The sequence below is a fragment of the Pseudomonas sp. B6(2017) genome (assembly GCF_002112765.1).
Classification (GTDB): Bacteria; Pseudomonadota; Gammaproteobacteria; order Pseudomonadales; family Pseudomonadaceae; genus Aquipseudomonas; species Aquipseudomonas piscis.
Map to the genome: position 1 here is coordinate 179,748 of NZ_NEIQ01000002.1, position 19,986 is coordinate 199,733.

The following is a 19,986-nucleotide window of genomic DNA, read 5'->3' on the forward strand; positions in this document are numbered from 1 at the left end:
ACGATGTTTGGTAAATTAAGTCTGGACGCGATACCGTTCCACGAGCCGATTGTCATGGTGACCATTGCCATGATCGCGCTGGGTGGTCTGGCGGTCGTCGCGGGTATCACCTATTTCAAGAAATGGACCTACCTGTGGTCCGAGTGGCTGACTTCGGTCGACCACAAGAAAATCGGCGTGATGTACATCATCGTTGCCATGGTCATGCTGCTGCGTGGCTTTGCCGACGCCATCATGATGCGTTCCCAGCTGGCCCTGGCCACCGAGGGTTCGCCTGGTTACCTGCCACCTGAACACTATGACCAGATCTTCACCGCCCACGGTGTGATCATGATCATCTTCATGGCGATGCCATTCTTCACCGGCCTGATGAACCTCGTCGTGCCGCTGCAGATCGGCGCTCGCGACGTGGCCTATCCATTCCTCAACTCCCTGAGCTTCTGGCTGCTGGTTTCCGGCGTCGTGCTGATCAACCTGTCCCTGGGCGTTGGCGAATTCGCCAAGACCGGCTGGGTTGCCTATCCGCCGCTGTCGGGCCTGCAATACAGTCCTGGCGTGGGTATGGACTACTACATCTGGGCGCTACAGCTTTCAGGTCTAGGGACGACGCTGACGGGGGTCAACTTCCTGGCCACCGTACTGAAGATGCGTACCCCGGGCATGAAGATCATGGACATGCCGATCTTCACCTGGACCTGCACCTGGGCCAACGTGCTGATCGTGGCTTCGTTCCCGATCCTGACCGCTACCCTGGCGCTGCTGACGCTTGACCGCTACATGGATTTCCACATTTTCACCAATGAACTTGGTGGCAATCCGATGATGTACGTGAACCTGTTCTGGGCCTGGGGTCACCCCGAGGTGTACATCCTGATCCTGCCGGCGTTCGGTATCTTCTCCGAAGTCATCTCGACCTTCTCCGGCAAGCGCCTGTTCGGCCACCATTCGATGATCTACGCTTCCGGCGCGATCTCGATCCTGGGCTTCATGGTCTGGCTGCACCACTTCTTCACCATGGGTTCGGGTGCCAGCGTCAACGCCTTCTTCGGCCTGGCGACCATGCTGATCTCCATCCCGACCGGGGTGAAGCTGTTCAACTGGCTGTTCACCATCTACCACGGCCGCTTGCGCATCACCAGCCAGGTTCTGTGGACCCTGGGCTTCATGGTGACCTTCGCCATCGGCGGCATGACCGGTGTACTGCTGGCCATCCCGGGTGCCGACTTCGTTCTGCACAACAGCCTGTTCGTGATCGCGCACTTCCACAACGTGATCATCGGCGGTGCGGTATTCGGTTACATCGCCGGCTTCGGCTTCTACTTCCCGAAAGCCTTCGGCTTCAAGCTGCATGAAGGCTGGGGCAAGGCTGCCTTCTGGTTCTGGATCTCGGGCTTCTTCGTCGCGTTCATGCCGCTCTATGCACTGGGCTTCATGGGCATGACCCGTCGCCTGAACGCCACCACCAACCCAGAGTGGGTGCCGTACCTGTACGTCGCCATGGTGGGTGCAGTCTTGATCGCCGTGGGTATCGCCTGCCAGTTGATCCAGCTGTACGTCAGCGTGCGTGATCGCAAGCAGAACATGTGTGTATCGGGCGACCCGTGGAATGCCCACACCCTGGAATGGTCGACCTCGTCGCCACCTCCGTTCTACAACTTCGCGGTACTGCCGAAAGCCGAAGGTATCGATCCGTTCACCGAAGCCAAGGAAAACGGCACTGCCTACGAGCAGCCTGGCCGCTACCAGCCGATCCACATGCCCAACAACACCGCTACCGGTTTGGTCATGGGGGCTCTGCTGACCGTGTTCGGTTTCGCCATGATCTGGCACATCTGGTGGATGGCCATCGCAAGCCTGGCCGGCACCGTGATCTATTTCGCGATCCACGCTGCCCGTGATGATCAAGGCTACATGGTGCCGGTCGAGACGATCGAGCGCATCGAAGCCGAGCAGCACAAGCGTCTGGTATCGGAGAAGAAGATCCCGGCTACCCGTGTTGAAACCTCGTTGGAACAGGCTTAATCCATGTCGAACTTAGTGACCAATGCTGGACACGCCCATGGTCATGACCATGGGCACGATGACCATCACCACGACTCGGGCGAGATGACCGTATTCGGTTTCTGGCTCTACTTGATGACCGACTGCATTCTGTTTGCGTCGATCTTCGCGGTATACGCGGTACTGGTTAACAACGTAGCGGGTGGCCCGTCGGGCCACGACATCTTCGAACTGCCTTATGTACTGGGCGAAACCGCTCTGCTGCTGTTCAGTTCGATCACCTACGGCTTCGCCATGCTGGCGTTCTTCCGGGGCAACAAGAAGCAGGTTCTGGGCTGGCTGGCCATGACGTTCCTGTTCGGCCTGGGCTTCATCGGCATGGAGATCAACGAGTTCCACCTGCTGATCTCCGAAGGCTACGGCCCTAGCCGTTCCGGCTTCCTGTCCGGGTTCTTCACCCTGGTCGGTACCCACGGTCTGCACGTGACCAGCGGTCTGATCTGGATGGCAATCATGATGTACCAGGTGCAGAAAAAAGGCCTGACGGCGACCAACAAGACCCGTCTGAGCTGCCTGAGCCTGTTCTGGCACTTCCTGGACGTGGTGTGGATCTGCGTATTCACCGTTGTTTACCTGATGGGGACTATGTAAATGGCTAACGCATCACATTCCCACAATGGCCACGACGAAGCCGGCCACGGCAGCGTCAAGTCCTACGCCATTGGCTTCATCCTGTCGGTCATCCTGACCCTGATCCCGTTCGGCCTGGTGATGTACCCATCGCTGCCTAAAGACGTGACCCTGTGGATCGTCCTGGCGTTCGCGGTGATCCAGGTGCTGGTGCACCTGGTGTACTTCCTGCACCTGGACCGTTCCGCGGCACAGCGCAACAACGTGGTGGCGTTCATCTTCGCCGCGTTGGTCATTGTCCTGCTGGTTGGTCTGTCGTTGTGGATCATGTTCAGCATCCACACCGTCATGATGGCGAAGTGAGGTAGACCCGATGTCGCTCAAGCACTTTATCCAAATCACCAAACCGGGGATCATTTTCGGTAACGTGCTTTCGGTGGCAGGCGGGTTCTTCCTGGCCTCGAAGGGGCATGTCGATCTGGCCATTTTCCTGGCCGCCATGATCGGCACCTCGCTGGTGGTAGCGTCCGGTTGCGTGTTCAACAACTGCATCGACCGTGACATCGACCTGAAGATGGAGCGCACCAAGAACCGCGTGCTGGTCCAGGGCCTGATCTCCCTGGAAGTGGCCCTGGTCTATGCCTCCCTCCTCGGTGTCGCCGGCGTCGCCCTGCTGTACTACGTGGCCAACCCGTTGGCCGCATTGTTCGCGGTAATCGGCTTTGTCATCTACGTTGGCCTCTACAGCCTGTACCTCAAGCGCAAGTCGGTTCATGGCACGCTGGTGGGCAGCCTGTCCGGGGCCATGCCGCCGGTGATCGGTTACGTGGCCGTGAGCAACAGCTTCGACATGGCCGCGTTGACCCTGCTGGTGATGTTCAGCCTGTGGCAGATGCCGCATTCCTACGCCATCGCGATCTTCCGCTTCAACGACTACCTGGCCGCATCGATCCCGGTGCTGCCGGTCAAGCGCGGTATTCGCGTGGCCAAGAAGCACATCCTGCTCTACATCCTGGCGTTCCTGGTGGCGACCCTGATGCTGACTTTCAGCGGGTATGCCGGCATGGGCTACATGGCGGTAGCGGCGGCGATGGGCATGTACTGGCTGTACATGGCCTGGACCGGCTACAAGGCGGTGGATGACACCGTATGGGCCCGCAAGCTCTTCGTGTTCTCGATCTTCACCATCACCGCGCTGAGCGTGATGATGTCGGTGGATTTCAAGGCCCCGACCGAGTTGCTGCTGACCTACGCCCACTAAGCCCGGGCCACGAAAAAGCCCCGCCTTCGCAAGAAGCGCGGGGCTTTTTCATTTCATGGCGGTCACATCATTTAAAGCTTTAGGCCCGAAGCTTTTGCCTGGGCGGGTAAAATGCGCCGCTCGTGATGAACCTGAGTGGATGGAATGGAACGCGGTATCGAACTATACGACTCGAAGGAGCGCTACGGCGCCGTCAGTCGCGGATTGCACTGGGCCATGGCATTGGCCTTCGCCTGGATCTACAGCACTGCCGGTGCGCATTACCTGCTGGCTGATTCGGCCCTGGACGAGTTCCTATGGCCGACCCACAAACAGGTGGGCCTGCTGCTGATGGCCCTGTTGCTGGCGAGGGTGCTGTGGAGCCTGTTGAATCGCCGTCGGCGGCCACCGAGCCTCAACCTCGCGGCAACGCTGGGGCATGGGCTGCTATATGTGGGAATGTTCGCCATTCCGTTTCTCGGCCTGCTGCGCCAGTACGGCTCGGGGCGCGCTTTCTCCGCCTTCGGCCTGCCGGTAATGAGTGGCTTCGAAGGGCCGAAGATCCAGTGGATGACCGACCTGGGCAACAACTTCCACAGCCTCCTGGGCTGGATCTTGCTGGTGTTGATCCTTGGCCATGTCGCGGCGTTGATCTTGCACTGTGCCAAGGGCCAGGGGCATATCCTGCGTCGTATGCTGGGCAATGCCTCTGCGGTTTGAGTATTTTAACCTGCAGCAAGAAAACCCCGCCTTCGAGAGAAGTGCGGGGTTTTTTACTGGCCGTCATTGTTGGGCATTCAGGGCACTGTTCAAGCGTTCTTATCTTGCCTGGCTGCTGGTCATGTACTTACTGAGCAATGACCTTGCGCCATAAGCGGGCAAGATATTGAAGAGTGCAAAAAACACCTTGATCGCGATCTGCAAGAGAACCATGTTGAGGATGTCAGCGTTGCGCATCAGCCCATAAAAGACGATGTAGCAGAATAGAAAACTATCGATGATCACTGCAAAGAAGGTACTCAAGAATATTCGCAGGAACAGGAATCTGGAGTTCGTCAGTTCTTTTATTTTGCACAGTAAATAGGAGTTTATATTTTCCGAAACAAGGAATGAGATGGATGACGCCACCAATACGGACGATACCTGGGTGATCACATCATTATAAGGCGAGTCGAATTTCCAGCCGGGCAGACCAGGGAGGAAGGTCGAGCCATAGAGGAGAATGAATACGGTGGAGGTACTGGCGAACGCGAAGAAAATGGCTTTTCTTGCCAGGCGGAGCCCAAAGTTTTCGTTTAGCAGGTCAACGATCAAAAAGGTCAGGGAGTAAAGAAAGGTTCCTGGAGTGATGACGATGCCCAGCGATTCCAGGTAGATCGGCTTGGTTGCGGCGATGCTGGTGAAGATATAGAAGGTAACGAGCAGCAGATTCAGGGTTATATAGATCATCCATGAGGTTTCATGGCGGTCATTCAAGTCATAGGCAGTGAGACTATCTCCTTGGGAGTAGAATTTTCGATAAAGATTCTTGATTTCTATCTTGTTCAGGTTGTCTATTATTTCGCTGTTCAAGACTTCGCTTAGTTTGATTTTGATAACCTTGCCGGTTGCGATGATCATGATTATCGCAAGCTTCTTGTTGTTATCGAATCCCAGGAGCTTGTATTTGCTGTTGTCAATTTCAAAGGCCGACATGGAACCGCTCCTCGATGATATCGCCGACTACGATCATGCGGTCCGAGTCGGAGCGAGCATCATTCGATATCAGAAGCTTTGTTGTCAGTTTGTCGTAGATCAGCTTTTCCTTGTCGTCACTCGATGAACCTTTTTGCACGATCAACAGGTCGCCGGCTTCATTCACGCCTGGAATTTCATTCTCCAGCAACACGGCTATCAGATTAGCGGAAGTGCCGAAGTAGTAGGTCAATGGGTAAAGCGTGACCAGCTCGCCAATTCGCTTTCCCATGCTGGCCATCAGCAGCCTCTCCTTGATGATCGGAACGGCTGCCGGGTTCATGTTTCCTTGAGGGGAGATACTGCTCTCGATGATCTCCTTTTCCTCGAAGTCGACAGTTTCTATCTCTTCATAGGAAACGCCGAAGAAGTCGGAGATTTTCCGGATGGTGGACTGCTGTACGTTGCTGACCTTGCCTTCCAGGATGTTGTAGATGGTCGTTCTGGTCAGGCCGCTGGCGTTGCACAAGGACAGTTGTGTCTCACCACGACTTTTTATCAGGTACTTGATGTTGCTCTTTAAATGCTCTGTTCTTTCTCTTTTGTGCATCAGTTGCTCACCACTTCCTTTTGGTCCTGATCCCTCGAGTCCTGCATAGCGATCGTGCAGTGCCTGGGGACAACTGCCTGACGCTGGCACGAGTCCTGCCAGGGCAATTTTGGCAATTTCTGTCAGCTCGCTAGTGCTCCCTTGCGTGCCGCGTTCCTCCTGGAATCCTTGATGGTCGATATCCAGGACGATCAAATCCCTTGGAAACGGCCGGATTGCTGGTTCAGGGGAGAAAGGCGGCGTGGGAGCCGGCCGTGACCATACAGCTCTCGAGGCGCGGCGTCATGACCCTGATGACAAACCTGAACACAAGGCAAGGTCGATGTCATTTCGACCTCTCAAGAAAAGCCTCATTTAATTTAGCTTATGTTCATTTTTTTGATTAATTTTGTTACATCTCGTACAGTCATCGCCAGGGATGGATAGCCCGTTGTGCCCAAACGAACGTAAAACCCAGGAAGCGTGCCTTCGTTCGTGGCATGCGACACACAAGGAAGGGACAGAGAATCATGGCAGCCGATACTGAACCACTCAGGACCCAGGCAGACCTGTTGCGACGTGGCCTGGCCGAATTACGAACTGAAGACGCCGAGTTGGCAAGCATCCTGGATGCGGAAATCACACGCCAACACCGCACGTTGTCCTTGGTTTCATCCTCTTGCGCGGCGGGCCCCCGGACCTTGGCGGCATCTGCCTCGGCCTTGCTCAACGTCACCGTCGAGGGCACTCCCGGTCGACGCCATCATGCCGGTTGCGAAAACGCCGACCTGGTGGAATCCCTGGCGATCCGCCGAGCCAAGGAACTGTTCGCTGCCCAGTATGCCGGCGTGCAATCGCACTCGGCCTCCAATGCCAATTACCAGGTCCTGTCGGCCCTGGCCGAGCCCGGCGACACCATCCTCGGCATGGCCCTGGACCATGGTGGCGACCTGACCCATGGCAGTTCCCTGGCGTTCAGCGGCGTCCACTACAAGGCGATCCGCTATGGCACCACGGCCCAGGGCGCCATCGACTACCAGCAAGTACGGCAACTGGCCCTGGCCCATCGTCCGCGCATCATCATCTGTGGGGCGACGGCCTATTCACGGATCGTCGACTTCCAGCGCTTTCGTGCCATCGCCGATGAGGCCGGAGCCATTCTCCTGGCCGACATTTCCCATATCGCCGGGCTGGTGGCCACCGGGCGTCATCCGAGCCCGATCGATGCGGCTCACGTCACTACTTGCTGTACCCACAGGCAGCTCGGCGGGCCTCGCGGCGGATTGATTCTCTCGGGACGCGATGCCGACACCAAGGTGCCGGGCCTCAGGTCGAGCTTTCGTCGAGTGCTCGACCAGGCCGTGTTTCCCGGGATGCAGGGGGCGCCGGCGGTCAACATGATCGCCGCCAAGGCGGCCGCGCTGGGTTATGCCAAGTCGGTGCAGTTCGATGCCTACATGGGGCGGGTACGCACCATCGCCGATGAAATGGCCGATGCATTCATGGAGCGGGACTATGAAGTCGTGGGCGGCGGCACGGAGAATCACACCATCCTGCTGCGCTTGCATGGAGGCATCAGCGGCTCCATCGCCGAATCGGCGCTCGAGAAGTGCGCAATCATCGTCAGCAAGAAACGTGGGCCGGGAGAGATCCGTTCGGCATTCGCCGCCAATGGCCTGTGCATTGGCACCGGCTCCATTGCCCAGCGCTACCTGGACTCCCAGGGATGTCGCGAGCTCGTCGACCTGATGTGTCGGATACTGGATCAGGTCAAGCCCCACGGTGGGCAGCAATACATCCTGGAGCCTGCCTTGCAGCAGCAGTTCCGGCGGCAGACCGAGGCGCTGTGCGCGATGTACCCGATTGTCGAGTATGGGGATCGTTGAGAGGGGCAAGCCCCGCCTTCGTCGTGAATACGGGGCTGCCAGCCGGCCGGTCGGCCGGGCATCGGCTTACTGCTGGATGGCGCTGTAGCCGGCGAACGCGGTCTGCTGCTGGATCGCGGTGACGATGTTCTTGCGGGTGGCCGGTTGTTCGTTGCCCAGGTTGTCGACGAACACCTCGCTTTCCAGCTCGGCCTCTTCGCCTTCGCCGATGAAGCTGAAGCCCAGGAACTCGAAGGCTTCGCGGTCGGCATTGGCCTTGGAGCGCGGGCGCATCGGCAGGGTGACGCTGATGCCGTCCTTGCTGATGGCGAACACTTCCATTTCCTTCTTGGGCCGCGATGCCTTGCTCTTGCCGCTCGGGTTGCTGATGGCCTGGTGGGTCTGGTTCAGCACCTTGAGGGCCAGGCCATAGACCAGTTCCTGGAAGTCCGGGTCGTCCTTGTAGCTGGAGAGAATCCGGCTGATGGGGAATTTCTTGCTCAGGTCCTCCAGGGCGGCCAGGTCCGCCGCTTCGGCGTCCTTGAGTTGCTTGAGCTGGCCCATGAGTTCATAGGCGGTATCGTCGTCAAAGCGGTCGTGGGCCTGGCGGATGGCGGCGCGCAGCTCGCGAATCTGGTCACTTTCTTTCGAGGTGTGGAAGGCGTCGAGCACCATCTCGCTGATGGTCTTGGCCTGGGAGACATGCTGGGAAAGATGCATGGCGTTTTCGTACTCGGTCTTGTTCGACAAGGCGATTACGGATTCTTCGGTGTTGGAATCAGGCATTGAACATCCACTACTTGGTTTGACAGGTTTGAGGCGCGAAAACCCCGGGGGGATTTTCGGGGGCGCCTAATCTATTGGAGCGCACGGCCATTGTCACGGACCAAGCGCCCGGAGGTGCTGGCCGTCCCTACAGACCGGTCTGGCCGGGGAAGATTCCCCGGCCCCTGTCTCCCGCTGGATTCAGTGCCTGGCCTGCAGGATTCGCAAGTGGCGGTACAACTTGAGTGCCCGGCCCCAGAACAGCCCTACGGTGAAGCCTGCAGCCGCGCGGCCCGAATCCAGTACCGCGCCGAACGTGGAGAACAGCAGCATGGCCACCAGGCTGCCCAGCACCGCACCAGCGGTCCAGGCTCCCAGGGCCAACAGGGGATGCCCACCCAGGCTCATCGACCACAACGACCATACCAGCAGGATCAAGGGCGCAATCAATAGCGAGCCCAGGCTTTCACGGCTGCCGAAGCGAGCGCGCAAGCCGTAGTAGAGGATCATGGCGAAGACCGGATACACCCAGAGAGGCGTGTCCTGGAGAATGTTGATCATTTTCAGCGTCCTTGCTTCTTGGCGGGGAGGTGCGGCCAAATTGCGCCTTGCCGACCAGGCCGTGAAGCCACCCAGGATCAGGCCACCTGGGTGGCGCTGATCCCGGCTTCCAGCTCCTGGCGCAGGTCGCTGCCGCGGCGGGCGATGAACACCAGTTGCGCGGCATGTTCGCTGGGTTGCCCGGTGGCCAGGGTGAACTGGCTGCGGCTGCCCACATGCTGCAACCAGTAGGGCTGCTCGCTGCCGTCCAGGCGTACCAGCCCCTTGAGGCGCAGCAGGTCGGCGGGTAACTGCGCCAGCCAGTCACGCAAGGCCTTGGCCTGCAAGGGCCGGGGGCTGTTCCATACCCAGCTTTCGAACAACTGGTCGTGGGCCTGGGGCAAAGCCTTGAACAGCACCTCGCTGGAGCGTACCGTCGGGGCCAGCAACAGTTCGTCCGGCAGTTCGGCCTGTACGGTTTCGAACACCGGGGCGCGGCAGGTGAGGCTGCTACGGATCGCCTGCAACTGCTCGGGCGTGACCAGGTCGACCTTGTTCAGCAGCACCCAGTCGGCGCAGGCCACCTGGGCCCGGGACAGGCGCGCCATGTCGCCCTCCAGGGCCTGGAAACCGCTGGCATCCACCAGGGTCACCACCGCATCCAGGTGCAGGCGGTCGCGCAGTTGCGGGTAGCCGATGGTCTGCACGATGCGTTGCGGGTCGGAGACGCCGCTGCACTCGATGACGATCCGCTCCAGGGCCGGGCGCAGCTTGGACAGGCTCACCAGTTGCGCCAGCAGGTCTTCCTGCACGGTGCAGCAGATACAGCCGTTCTGCAGGCTGTACACCGCGTCGGTGACCTCGGCGATGATCGCCGCATCGATGTTCAGCTCGCCGAAATCGTTGACGATCACCGCCAGCCGGCCGCTGTCGGCGCGTTGCACCAGGCGGTTGAGCAGGGTGGTCTTGCCGGCCCCGAGAAAACCCGAGACCACCGTGACCGGAATGCTCTGCAGCTTGTTCATGGCTCCTGGCCCTCGATCAACGGTGGCAGGCCTTCCCATACCGCCTGCAGCGGCGTGTCGCTGAAGGTGCCCTGGCGGTCGTAGACCAACTGGCCCTCGACGAAGGTCAGTTGCACCTGGGTGTGGTGGATGTAGTTGCGGGCCGGTTGGGCGAACAGGTTGCGGTCGAGCACGATCAGGTCCGCCGACTTGCCGACCTGCAGGCTGCCGGTCAGGTGTTCCAGGCCCATGGCATGGGCGCCGTTGAGGGTCGCCACTTGCAGCGCCTGCTCCAGGCTGATGGGGTCGCCGAAGGTGTCGGGCTCCTGGTTCCAGGGGTTCTGCCGGGTGACCATGGTTTCCAGCGCCAGCCACGGGTCGATGGATGCCACCGGCCAGTCGGTGCCGAACACCGCGATGCCACCGGCGGCCAGCACGCCCTTGAAGTCGTAGATGCGCTTGAGGCGTTCCTGGCCATAGCCTGAGCGCGCGCCGCTGGCGAACGGGGTCGGGTACCAGGCCGCCGGGGAGAACTCGGCGATCGCGTCCAGGCTCTGGAAGCGCTTGAGATTGCCCGGGTGCAGCAAGGTGCTGTGGGCACACTGGTGGCGTACGCCGCTGTGGCCGTTGCGGCGCCGGGCCTCGGCCACGGCATCGAGGAACACGTCGGAGGCGCCGTCGCCGGTGCAGTGAGCGATCACCCGCAAGCCACGGCGGTCCATGTCCACCACCATGTCGGTGATGTGTTCCGGGGTCAGGTTGAGCTTGCCGCGCCAGCTCGATTCCTCGGGCCAGGGGGTCAGCAGGTACGAGGACTTGGGCTCCACGGTGCCGTCGAAATGGAACTTCACCGCATTGGCGCTCAACCGCGAGCTGCGATAGAAGTGCCGCTCGCCGCTGAGCAGCTCCCAGCGCCGGCGTACCGGGAAGATATCGTCCTGCCAGCTGATGGCGGCTTCCACCCGCAGGGTCAGCTCGCCAGCGTCGTCCAGTTCCTTGAGTGCCTGCAAGCGGTTCTCGCAGACGTGCACGTACTTGGTGGCGGTGACCCCGCGAGAGGTCTGGAAGTGCACGCCATCGCGATAGGCCCGGCGCAGTACCGAGACCGGCGTCGCCGGCATGGCCGCGTGGATCAGCGCGTAGGCGCCGTCGATCAAAAGCCCGTTGGGCTCGCCGGTGAGCGAGTCGCGCTCCAGGTAGCCGTTGCGCGGGTCGCTGGTATGGCGATCGATACCGGCCAGTTCCAGGGCCTTGGAGTTGACCATCATGGTGCCCCACATGCGGTCCAGCAGGGCCACCGGGCGGTCCGGCATGATGCTGTCCAGCCACTCGCGGCCCGGCGTCAGGCCGGCCTCGCGAAAGGTGTAGCGCACCCAGTATTGGCCGTAGATCCAGCCGTCGCCCGGATGGCTGTCGGCATAGGCGTGGATCGCCGCCGCCAGTTGCTCCGGGGTCGGGTCCTCGATGCCCACGTCCAGGTCGTCGGCGTAGCGGGGTGCCAGGGCCAGGTCGGGGTGGGTGTGCATGTCGTGCAGGCCGGGCATGCAGAACGCCCCGTCCAGGTCGTGCTGGCGGGTATTGGGGCCGACCAGCGAGCTCAAGGAGGCGAGGCTGCCCACCGCGATCAGCTTGCCTTGGCGAATGGCCACGGCATCGGCCCAGGGCTGCGCCGGGTCGAGGGTGTAGATCCGGCCGTTGTGCAGCACCAGTTCGGCGTGCTGGTCGACGGCGCTATGGGTGGAGTTGAATTGGTCGGAAGCGGTCACGGGTCAACCTCTCAAGCAGGGCCCTTCAACAGTGGGCAAAAAATGGGCGACAGGCGCAGTGGCAAAGCAGTGGTTCATGGGCGCCGCTATGGCGAGGGAGCAAGCCGCCTCGCCAGCGTCGGTCCCTGGGTCAGCGTTGTGCGCCCAGGGCCTCGACGAACCCGGCGATGCGTTGGCATGCGTCCTTGAGCACCTCGTCGGCCACGGTGAAGGAAATGCGCACGAAACCCTCGGCGCTGGCGCCAAAGGCCTGGGCATCGAGGACCGAGACCCCGGTGGCGCGAAACAGCTGCCAGGCGAAGTCCATGCTCGACAGGCCGGTACGGCGCACGTCCACCAGCATGAACATCCCGGCCTCTGGCTCGCGGCAGTCCAGCAGCGGCACCTGGCGCAGGCCTGCCATCACCAGGTCGCGACGGCGGCGGTAGACCTCGCGAGCGCTGTCGACCACCTCGTCATCCAGTTCCAGGGCCTTGAGCGCAGCTTCCTGGATGAATCCCGGCAGGCCGTAGAGCATGCACAGCAGCAGGTTGTCCAGGTGCCCCACCAGCTCCTCGGGGCCCACCACCCAGCCCACGCGCCAGCCGGTCATGGCGTGGGTCTTGGACAGGCTGTTGAGGATCACCGTGCGCCCGGCCATGCCCGGCAGGGCCGCGATGCTCAGGTGCTGGCGGTCGTAGGTCAGTTGCCCGTAGACCTCATCGGAAATCACCCACAGGTCGTGCTTGCGTGCGACCTCGGCCACCGCTTCCAGCTCTTCGCGGCTGTAGACGTTGCCGGTGGGGTTGCACGGCGTGGCCAGGGCGATGCCCCGGGTCTTGTCGGTCAGGGCCGCTTCCAGGGCCGCGGCGGTCAGGCGAAAACCGTTGGCCGCCGGTTGCTCCACCGCCACCAGGCTGGCGCCCGAGGCATGGATGCAAGCCTCGTAGGTCAGGTACATGGGTTCGGGCACCAGCACTTCATCGCCACTGCCGAACAGGCACAGCGATGCGGCGAACAGGCCGTTCTGCGCCCCGGCCACCAGGGCCACGTTGGCCGCCTCGACCTCGATGCCCAGCAGGCGCCGCTGCTTGGCGGCAATCGCCTCGCGCAGGGCCGGGCGCCCAAGCACATGTGTGTAGTGGGTATCGCCTTGTTCCAGCGCGGCGCCGGCGGCGGCGCCGATGCGCGGGTCGGTGGCGAAGTCCGGATCACCGACGCTGAGCACGATCACGTCCTCACCACGGCCACGGGCCTCGATGGCGGCGTAGTGGATGTCCCAGGCACTGACGGATTCGCCGCTGATGCGCTGGACGAAAGGGGAATAACGCATGTGGTGCTCCTCACGGGCGCGTTGCCCGCGTAATGAATGGGTTCAGGCCTGGCGCTGGGGCGCCTGCTTGTTGGGGGTGGCGCCCAGGCGGCCGCACAGGTGTTCGATGACGAAGGCCAGCACGATGTAGATCAGCGCCACCGCCAGCAGCGGCTCGTAGACCTTCAGGGTCTGGGCCCGCACCAGGTTGGCGGCGCCCAGCAGGTCGGTGACCGCCACCGTGGAAGCCAGGGCCGTGGCCTTGAGCAGCAGCACGCATTCGCCCACCAGGGTCGGGCGTACCAGCTCCAGGGCCCGGGGCAGCCAGACCCGGCGCAAGGTCAGCCAGTAGCCCATGCCATAGGCACGGGCCGCTTCCAGTTCGCCCCGGGGCACTGCCCGCAGGCCGCCGCGCAGAACCTCGCCGACATAGGCGCCGACACTCAGGGTCAGCGCCAGGGCCACGTACCAGAAGCCTTCGCGCAGGTAGGGCCAGAGGAAGCTGCCGCGGATCGGCGGGTAGGCGGCGAACAGGCTGCCGACGCCGTAGTAGAGGATGTAGATCTGCACCAGCAGCGGCGTACCGCGGAACACGCTGATGTAGAAGCGCATGGGCGCGCTGACCAGGGGGTTGCGCGACACTCGGCCCAGGCCCACCAGCACCGCCAGGACGAAACCGCAAGCTGCGCTCAGGGCCAGCAGCTTGAGGGTGATGCCCAGGCCACGTACCAGCTCGGTGGAAAAACCATTGATCCAGGAAAAATCCATCACAGCCTCCTAGTGCTGGGGCAGCCAGCGGTGGGTGCGTCGTTCGAGCACGCGGAACACGCTGCCGGACACCAGGGTGATGACGAAGTAGAACGCCGCGACGGCGAGGTAGAACACCAGGTAGTGCTTGGTGGAACCGGCGGCCTGCTTGCCCACCGAGAGCAGCTCGCTGTAGCCGACGATGCTGATCAGCGCGCTGTCCTTGACCAGCACCAGCCACAGGTTCGACAACCCGGCCATGGCGAAGGGCAGCATGCTCGGCAGCAGGATGCGTCGCACCAGCAGCCAGCGTTCGATGCCGTAGGCCCGCGCCGCCTCGATCTGGCCATGGGGAATGGCCAGGATCGCGCCGCGGATGATCTCCGCCGAATAAGCCCCCTGGACGATGCCCAGCACCAGCACGGCGGCGATGAAACCGTTGACCGTGACGCTTGGGCGGTCCATGGCCGCCATGGCCATGTTCAGCAGGTCGGTGCCGGCGTAGTACAGCAGCAGGATCAGCAGCAGCTCGGGCATGGCCCGGTACAGGGTGGTGTAGAGGTTGGCCAGCTTCACCAGCCAGCGCGGCCCGCGCAGCTTGATCATCGCCACCAGCAGGCCGATGCCCAGGCCGAGGACGAAGGCCCCGGCGGAAATCTGCAGGGACACCAGTGCGCCCTGGGCCAGGGCGCCGAGCCAGCCGTCGGCGACGAACAGTTGGGAAAGGTCGGACAGAGAAATCATGGCGTATCCAGTCAACGCCGGCGGCCTGCCGCAGCAGGCCGCCGGGCGGCTTAGTTGGCAGAGATGTCGACGCTGAAGTAGCGGCTGCGGATCTTGTCGTAGGTGCCGTCGGCCTTGAGTGCCGCCAGGGCCTTGTCGATCCGCTGCTGCAGGGCGCTGTCGCCCTTGCGCAGGCCGACGCCGATGCCGGAGCCGAACAGCGGGTCCCGGGGCGCCAGGCCCTTGTTGGCCAGGCCCGCGCCAGCCGCCGATTGCAGGACCGGCTCGATGGTCAGGGCGTCGGCCAGCATCACATCGATGCGCCCGCTCTGCAGGTCGGAGAGCATGTCGTCCTGGGTGGTGTAGTAGCGCAAGGTCGAGGTCTTGCCGTAGTAGGCCTTGGCGAAGGTGGCGTTGGAGGTCGAGCCCTGCACGCCGATCAGCTTGCCCTTGAGCCCTTCGGGGGTGGGGGTGAGTTCCAGGGACTGGTCGGCGACCCACATGGCCGGGGTCTGGTAGTAGGGCGCGGAGAAATCGATGACCTGCTGGCGTTCCTCGGTGATGCTCAGGGAGTTGAGGATGGCGTCGATCTGGCTCGATTGCAGGGCCGGGATCAGCCCGTCCCAGGCCACTTCCTTGAGCGGGCACTGGGCCTGCATGCGTTCGCACAGGGCCTTGATCAGCTCCGGTTCGAAACCGCTCCAGTCGCCGGCGCCGCTTTTCATCGAGAACGGCGGGTAGGGTTCCAGGGCGATGCCGAAGACGATCTTGTCGGCGGCCAGGGCATGGCTGGACAGGGCACTGAACAGGCAACCGGTGGCGAGCACCTTGAGCAGGTTTTTCATGGCTTGACCCTTTATCTAAGTTGTTGTTTTCAAGGATTGCAGCGGGACGTCAGACGCGGTTTTCCTGGGCCATGACGAATTGCCGGCAGCGCTCGCTGGCCGGGTTGAAGAATATTTGCTGCGGCGCACCTTCCTCCTCCACCAGGCCCTGGTGGAGGAACATCACCTTGCTCGACACATCGCGGGCGAAGGCCATCTCGTGGGTCACCAGGATCATCGTCCGGCCTTCCTCGGCGATGCCCTGGATGACCTTGAGCACCTCGCCCACCAGTTCCGGGTCCAGGGCCGAGGTCGGCTCGTCCATCAGCAGTACCTTGGGGCGCATGGCCAGGGCCCGGGCGATGGCCACCCGTTGTTGCTGGCCACCGGAGAGAAAGGACGGGAAGGTGTCGCGCTTGTGGGCCAGGCCGACTTTCTCCAGCAGGTGCTCGGCGTGGGCGATGGCCTCCTTGCGGTCTTCGCCCAGGACATACACCGGTGCCTCGATGACGTTCTCCAGCACGGTGCGGTGGGGCCACAGGTTGAAGCCCTGGAACACCATGCTCAGCTGGGTGCGCAGGCGTGCCACCTGGGCCGGGTCGGCGACCTGGGGATTGCCGGCGCGGTCGGTCTTCAGGCGCACCTGTTCGCCATTGATGCGCAGGCTGCCGCTGCAGGGAATCTCCAGCAGGTTGATGCAGCGCAGCAGGGTGCTTTTGCCCGAACCGCTGGAGCCGATCAGCGATACCACTTCGCCTTCGTTGGCGCGCAGGGCGATGCCCTTGAGAACGTGGTGATCGGCGTAGCTCTTGTGCAGATCGTCGATCGCCACCACGGGCTGGGTGGAGTTGGGCTGCGATTGCAAGGGTCGACCCTCTTGTTATTGTGCGATGGCCGGGCATTCCCCGGCACAGGGTAGGACCTGAGAATTAGCCATCGGCGGCATAGGGTCAATCGAGCTTTTTTAGCCGGACACGGAAATTTTTTTCAGTAATTGGTGATTTTTTTGGCGACGGACAAGGCTATTGCCGCACGCCGATTATCGCTATGGTGCAGCCACTCGTTTTCTTGCAGTCGAGGCACGATCGGTATGCGTTATCCCTCCATGACGGCGCTGCGGGCCCTGGATGCGGTGGCCCGCCTGGGCAGTGTCGCCGAAGCCGCCAGCGAGCTGAACCTGACCCCCAGCGCCATCAGCCACCAGATCAAGAGCCTGGAGCAGACCCTGGGGTTCGCCCTGACCGAGCGCCAGGGCCGCAGCATCCGCATCACCTACCAGGGCGAGCGCTACGCCCGGGACATCCACCTGCTGCTGGCCAATATCCTCGAGGCCGGGCAGCGTTCGGACGGCCAGCAAGTCAGCGGGCGCCTGTGCATCAGCAGCCCGCCAGGGTTCGCCACCTACTGGCTGTGCACCCATATCGCCGAGTTCCAGGCGCTGTATCCCCAGATCGAGCTGCACCTGGTATCGCCGCGTACCCCGGGCGATACCAGCGACAGCAACGTCGACCTGTTCGTCGCCTACGGCATGGGCGACTGGCCCAACCAGCATGTGCAGAAGATCGTCTCTTTGCGCTATTTCCCGGTGTGCAGCCCGAGCCTGGTGAACGCCATGGGCGGGCTCAAGAGCCTGGATGCGCTGGACCACGCCCTGTTGCTGCACATGATCGACTACTCCGACTGGCGGATCTGGCTGGCGGCGGCCGGGGCGCCGAACGTCGACGTGCGCCGGGGCATAGTGTTCGCCGATGCGCACTTCGTGCAGTCGGCCTGCATCGCCGGCCAGGGCATCGCCATGGGCGACAACCTGCTCAGCGGCGAGGCCCTGGCCAAGGGCCTGCTGGTGCAGCCGTTCGACACCGAGATCGAATCCAACCGCGGCTACTACCTGGTGGCCGACCAGCTCAAGGCCGAGCGCCCGGTGGTGCTGGCCTTCAGTGAGTGGGTCAAGTCGCAGTTGCACGGCATCACCCGCCTGCATCCGGAACCGCGACGCGCTGGCAAAGCGTGAATTTTATTGATCAATAGCGAGGATTTTTTTCGATTGTTGCGCCTCGGTGGCTGCGACTAATGTCCCTCGACATCAGCCGGGCGCAGGGTGTCGCCCGCCATAAGAACAAGAGGAGTAGTCGATGACCACCTGTGCGCAGTCGCTGGTTCGTTTGCTGGAAGGTTATGGCGTGGACACGGTGTTCGGGATTCCCGGGGTGCACACGGTGGAGCTGTATCGCGGCCTGCACGGCAGCCGCCTGCGCCACGTCAGCCCGCGCCACGAACAGGGCGCGGGGTTCATGGCCGACGGCTACGCCCGGGCCAGCGGCAAGCCCGGGGTGTGCTTCATCATCACCGGCCCGGGCATGACCAACATCCTCACCGCCATGGGCCAGGCCTACGCCGACTCGGTGCCCATGCTGGTGATCTCCACGGTCAACCGGCGTGAGCACCTGCGCCTGGGCCATGGCCACCTGCATGAACTGCCGGACCAGCGGGCGATGGTGGCCGGGGTCTGCGCCTTCAGCCATACCTTGCAGTCGCCGGCGGAGTTGCCGGAGATCCTGGCCCGGGCCTTTGCCCTGTTCAAATGCGCGCGCCCACGGCCGGTGCACATCGAGATTCCCCTGGACGTGCTGGAGATGCCGGCCGTCGACCTCAACCTGATGCCGCGCAGCCTGCCCGGCGCACCGGCTCCGGCCGGGGATTCGCTGGCCGCGGCGCTGGCCCTGCTCGATGCCGCCCACCGGCCGCTGATCCTCGCCGGTGGCGGGGCCCGGGGTTGCGCCCAGGTGCTGCAGCAACTGGCCGAGCGCCTGCAAGCCCCGGTGGCGCTGACCACCAACGCCCGGGGCCTGCTGCCCCAGGCCCACCCGTTGTTGCTCGATGGGGTGCAGTCGGCGGCCCATGGCCGGGCATTGATCGACGAAGCCGACGTGGTGCTGGCGGTGGGTACCGAACTGGGCGAGACCGACTACGACTTCTTTGGCCTGGGGCCGTTGCGCTTCAAGGGTTCGCTGATCCGCCTGGACATCGATCCGCTGCAGGTCATGGGCGTGCAACGGGCCCATGTCGCCCTGTTGGGCGATGCCCGGCAAGGCTTGCAGGCGCTGCTGGACCAGGTCGCCCCGCAGGGCGCTCGCGGGCGCTGGGCGGTGGACAGCGTGCAACGGGTGAACCAGGCCGAACGCGCCAGCTGGACGCCCCGGCAGCGAGGGCTGCAAGGCTTGCTGGACCTGCTGCGCGACAACCTCGACGCACCGATCCTGGTGGGCGACTCGACCCAGCCGGTGTACCAGGGCGCGTGCGGCTACCAGGCCCCGGCCCCGGCCAGCTGGTTCAACGCCGGCAGTGGCTACGGCACCCTGGGCTACGGCTTGCCGGCGGCCATGGGTGCCAAGCTGGCGCAGCCCGGGCGAACGGTGGTGGCGCTGGTGGGCGACGGCGGCCTGCAGTTCACCAGCGGCGAGCTGATCGCGGCCTGTGAAGCGCAGATCGGCGTGATCCTGCTGGTCTGGAACAACCAGTGTTATGGCGAGATCCGCGACTACATGCATGCCCGGGACATCCAGCCGCTGGGGGTGGACATCCTCACTCCGGATTTCCAGGCCCTGGCCGCCAGTTGCCATGTGGCCTACCACCAGGCGGCCAGCCCGGCGCAGTTGCAGGAACTGTTGGCGAATCATGCGAGCACTCGCCAACCGGTGATGATCGAGGTCGATGCCGGCGCCTACCTGGCCCTGGACTGATTTTCCGGCGCCCCGGCAAGGCGCCGCAAGAAACGCGCAGGCAGGGACAAGCTGGGTTACATTCAGGTTTTCGCCGGGACGCACCTTGTCACTCGAGGACTCATGGATGAACTGCATTTTCTGCCAGATTATCGCTGGCGCCTTGCCTGCCGCCGTGATCTACCGCGATGAACATTGCATGGCCTTCATGGACGTGCACCCCCTGGGGCAGGGGCATGTACTGCTGATTCCCCGGTCCCATGTGGAAAAGCTCGACCAGTTGCCCGGTTTCGTCCGCCAGCACCTGTACCAGGTATTCGATGGCCTGGTGGCCGCGCAGCGTCGTGCCGGATTCGGCGTGGAGGGCACGCACCTGTTGGTCAACGATGGCCGGGCCACCAACCAGCATATTCCCCATGCCCACATGCACCTGATCCCCCGGCGCAGCGGCGATGGCCTGGGTTTCGCCGCTCGCCTGCTGCTGCACTTCACCGGGCTGTTCGGCCCCAAGGCGAAGGTCGACACCCTGCAACGCCAGGCCGCGCTCATCGCTGGCGAGGTACGGGTGCCCTGGGTCAGCGAGACGCCGGCCGGGGGAGGCCGCTGAT

At 62.7% G+C, this 19,986-nt stretch carries 20 protein-coding genes; 9 read left to right on the forward strand and 11 right to left on the reverse strand.

Going from position 1 to position 19,986, the window contains the following annotated elements; genetic code table 11:
- Positions 1–3 precede the first annotated feature (3 nt).
- The 5 genes from cyoB (at position 4) to CAG11_RS04130 (ending at position 4,591) form a co-directional block, all read left to right on the forward strand.
- Positions 4–2,022 carry a cytochrome o ubiquinol oxidase subunit I gene (gene cyoB / locus CAG11_RS04110; RefSeq protein WP_068588657.1) on the forward strand — a complete coding sequence of 673 codons (2,019 nt, stop codon included), beginning with the start codon at positions 4–6 and terminating at the stop codon, positions 2,020–2,022.
- A 3-nt stretch (positions 2,023–2,025) separates the two neighbouring features.
- Positions 2,026–2,652, forward strand: a complete 627-nt coding sequence (locus CAG11_RS04115; protein ID WP_031320461.1) for a cytochrome o ubiquinol oxidase subunit III — start codon at positions 2,026–2,028, stop codon at positions 2,650–2,652.
- On the forward strand, positions 2,653–2,994 hold the full coding sequence (cyoD, locus tag CAG11_RS04120) for a cytochrome o ubiquinol oxidase subunit IV (protein ID WP_022640772.1): 342 nt from the start codon (positions 2,653–2,655) through the stop codon (positions 2,992–2,994).
- 10 nt (positions 2,995–3,004) lie between these two features.
- Positions 3,005–3,892, forward strand: coding sequence for a heme o synthase (cyoE, locus tag CAG11_RS04125; protein ID WP_085594894.1), 888 nt, complete (start codon positions 3,005–3,007; stop codon positions 3,890–3,892).
- Positions 3,893–4,036: 144 nt separating this feature from the next.
- Positions 4,037–4,591 (forward strand): cytochrome b, encoded by a 555-nt coding sequence (locus CAG11_RS04130; RefSeq protein WP_085594897.1) that lies wholly within the window; start codon positions 4,037–4,039, stop codon positions 4,589–4,591.
- Between the two features lie 99 nt (positions 4,592–4,690).
- Here the strand turns inward: CAG11_RS04130 and CAG11_RS04135 are convergent, their stop codons facing one another.
- The gene (locus CAG11_RS04135) at positions 4,691–5,566 is read right to left on the reverse strand and encodes a queuosine precursor transporter (protein WP_085594899.1); all 876 of its coding nucleotides are present in this window, start codon (positions 5,564–5,566) and stop codon (positions 4,691–4,693) included.
- Complete coding sequence (locus CAG11_RS04140; RefSeq protein WP_085594901.1) at positions 5,553–6,155, reverse strand: helix-turn-helix transcriptional regulator; 603 nt, start codon at positions 6,153–6,155, stop codon at positions 5,553–5,555. Before CAG11_RS04140 ends, CAG11_RS04135 begins: the two co-directional genes overlap by 14 nt.
- A 509-nt stretch (positions 6,156–6,664) precedes the next feature.
- Between CAG11_RS04140 and glyA the strand changes: the two genes are divergently transcribed.
- Positions 6,665–8,020, forward strand: coding sequence for a serine hydroxymethyltransferase (gene glyA, locus CAG11_RS04145; protein ID WP_085594903.1), 1,356 nt, complete (start codon positions 6,665–6,667; stop codon positions 8,018–8,020).
- A gap of 66 nt (positions 8,021–8,086) precedes the next feature.
- Here the strand turns inward: glyA and CAG11_RS04150 are convergent, their stop codons facing one another.
- The 9 genes from CAG11_RS04150 to CAG11_RS04190 form a co-directional block, all read right to left on the reverse strand.
- The gene (locus CAG11_RS04150) at positions 8,087–8,785 is read right to left on the reverse strand and encodes a hypothetical protein (RefSeq protein WP_085594905.1); all 699 of its coding nucleotides are present in this window, start codon (positions 8,783–8,785) and stop codon (positions 8,087–8,089) included.
- A 180-nt stretch (positions 8,786–8,965) separates the two neighbouring features.
- Positions 8,966–9,325 carry a hypothetical protein gene (locus tag CAG11_RS04155; RefSeq protein ID WP_085594907.1) on the reverse strand — a complete coding sequence of 120 codons (360 nt, stop codon included), beginning with the start codon at positions 9,323–9,325 and terminating at the stop codon, positions 8,966–8,968.
- 77 nt (positions 9,326–9,402) lie between these two features.
- The gene (locus tag CAG11_RS04160) at positions 9,403–10,329 is read right to left on the reverse strand and encodes a GTP-binding protein (RefSeq protein ID WP_085594909.1); all 927 of its coding nucleotides are present in this window, start codon (positions 10,327–10,329) and stop codon (positions 9,403–9,405) included.
- Entirely contained in the window at positions 10,326–12,074 is a 1,749-nt protein-coding gene (locus tag CAG11_RS04165; protein WP_085594911.1) for an amidohydrolase, read from the reverse strand. The genes CAG11_RS04160 and CAG11_RS04165 overlap by 4 nt, the downstream gene beginning before the upstream one ends.
- Positions 12,075–12,204: 130 nt before the next feature.
- Positions 12,205–13,386 (reverse strand): pyridoxal phosphate-dependent aminotransferase, encoded by a 1,182-nt coding sequence (locus CAG11_RS04170; RefSeq protein WP_085594913.1) that lies wholly within the window; start codon positions 13,384–13,386, stop codon positions 12,205–12,207.
- A 42-nt stretch (positions 13,387–13,428) separates the two neighbouring features.
- Positions 13,429–14,133 carry an ABC transporter permease gene (locus CAG11_RS04175; protein ID WP_085594915.1) on the reverse strand — a complete coding sequence of 235 codons (705 nt, stop codon included), beginning with the start codon at positions 14,131–14,133 and terminating at the stop codon, positions 13,429–13,431.
- A gap of 9 nt (positions 14,134–14,142) precedes the next feature.
- Complete coding sequence (locus tag CAG11_RS04180; RefSeq protein WP_022640758.1) at positions 14,143–14,856, reverse strand: ABC transporter permease; 714 nt, start codon at positions 14,854–14,856, stop codon at positions 14,143–14,145.
- 50 nt (positions 14,857–14,906) lie between these two features.
- A complete protein-coding gene (locus tag CAG11_RS04185) occupies positions 14,907–15,680 on the reverse strand; it encodes a transporter substrate-binding domain-containing protein (protein ID WP_053131879.1) in 774 nt (257 codons plus the stop codon).
- Positions 15,681–15,729: 49 nt separating this feature from the next.
- Complete coding sequence (locus CAG11_RS04190; RefSeq protein ID WP_068588693.1) at positions 15,730–16,524, reverse strand: ABC transporter ATP-binding protein; 795 nt, start codon at positions 16,522–16,524, stop codon at positions 15,730–15,732.
- Between the two features lie 225 nt (positions 16,525–16,749).
- Between CAG11_RS04190 and CAG11_RS04195 the strand changes: the two genes are divergently transcribed.
- From CAG11_RS04195 to CAG11_RS04205, 3 genes are all read left to right on the forward strand, one after another.
- Positions 16,750–17,670 carry a LysR substrate-binding domain-containing protein gene (locus tag CAG11_RS04195; RefSeq protein ID WP_085594917.1) on the forward strand — a complete coding sequence of 307 codons (921 nt, stop codon included), beginning with the start codon at positions 16,750–16,752 and terminating at the stop codon, positions 17,668–17,670.
- Between the two features lie 121 nt (positions 17,671–17,791).
- Positions 17,792–19,399: a 5-guanidino-2-oxopentanoate decarboxylase gene (locus tag CAG11_RS04200; RefSeq protein WP_085594919.1), complete on the forward strand. Its 1,608-nt coding sequence runs from the start codon at positions 17,792–17,794 to the stop codon at positions 19,397–19,399.
- Between the two features lie 106 nt (positions 19,400–19,505).
- Positions 19,506–19,985 carry an HIT family protein gene (locus CAG11_RS04205; protein WP_085594921.1) on the forward strand — a complete coding sequence of 160 codons (480 nt, stop codon included), beginning with the start codon at positions 19,506–19,508 and terminating at the stop codon, positions 19,983–19,985.
- The last annotated feature ends 1 nt before the right edge of the window (position 19,986 follow it).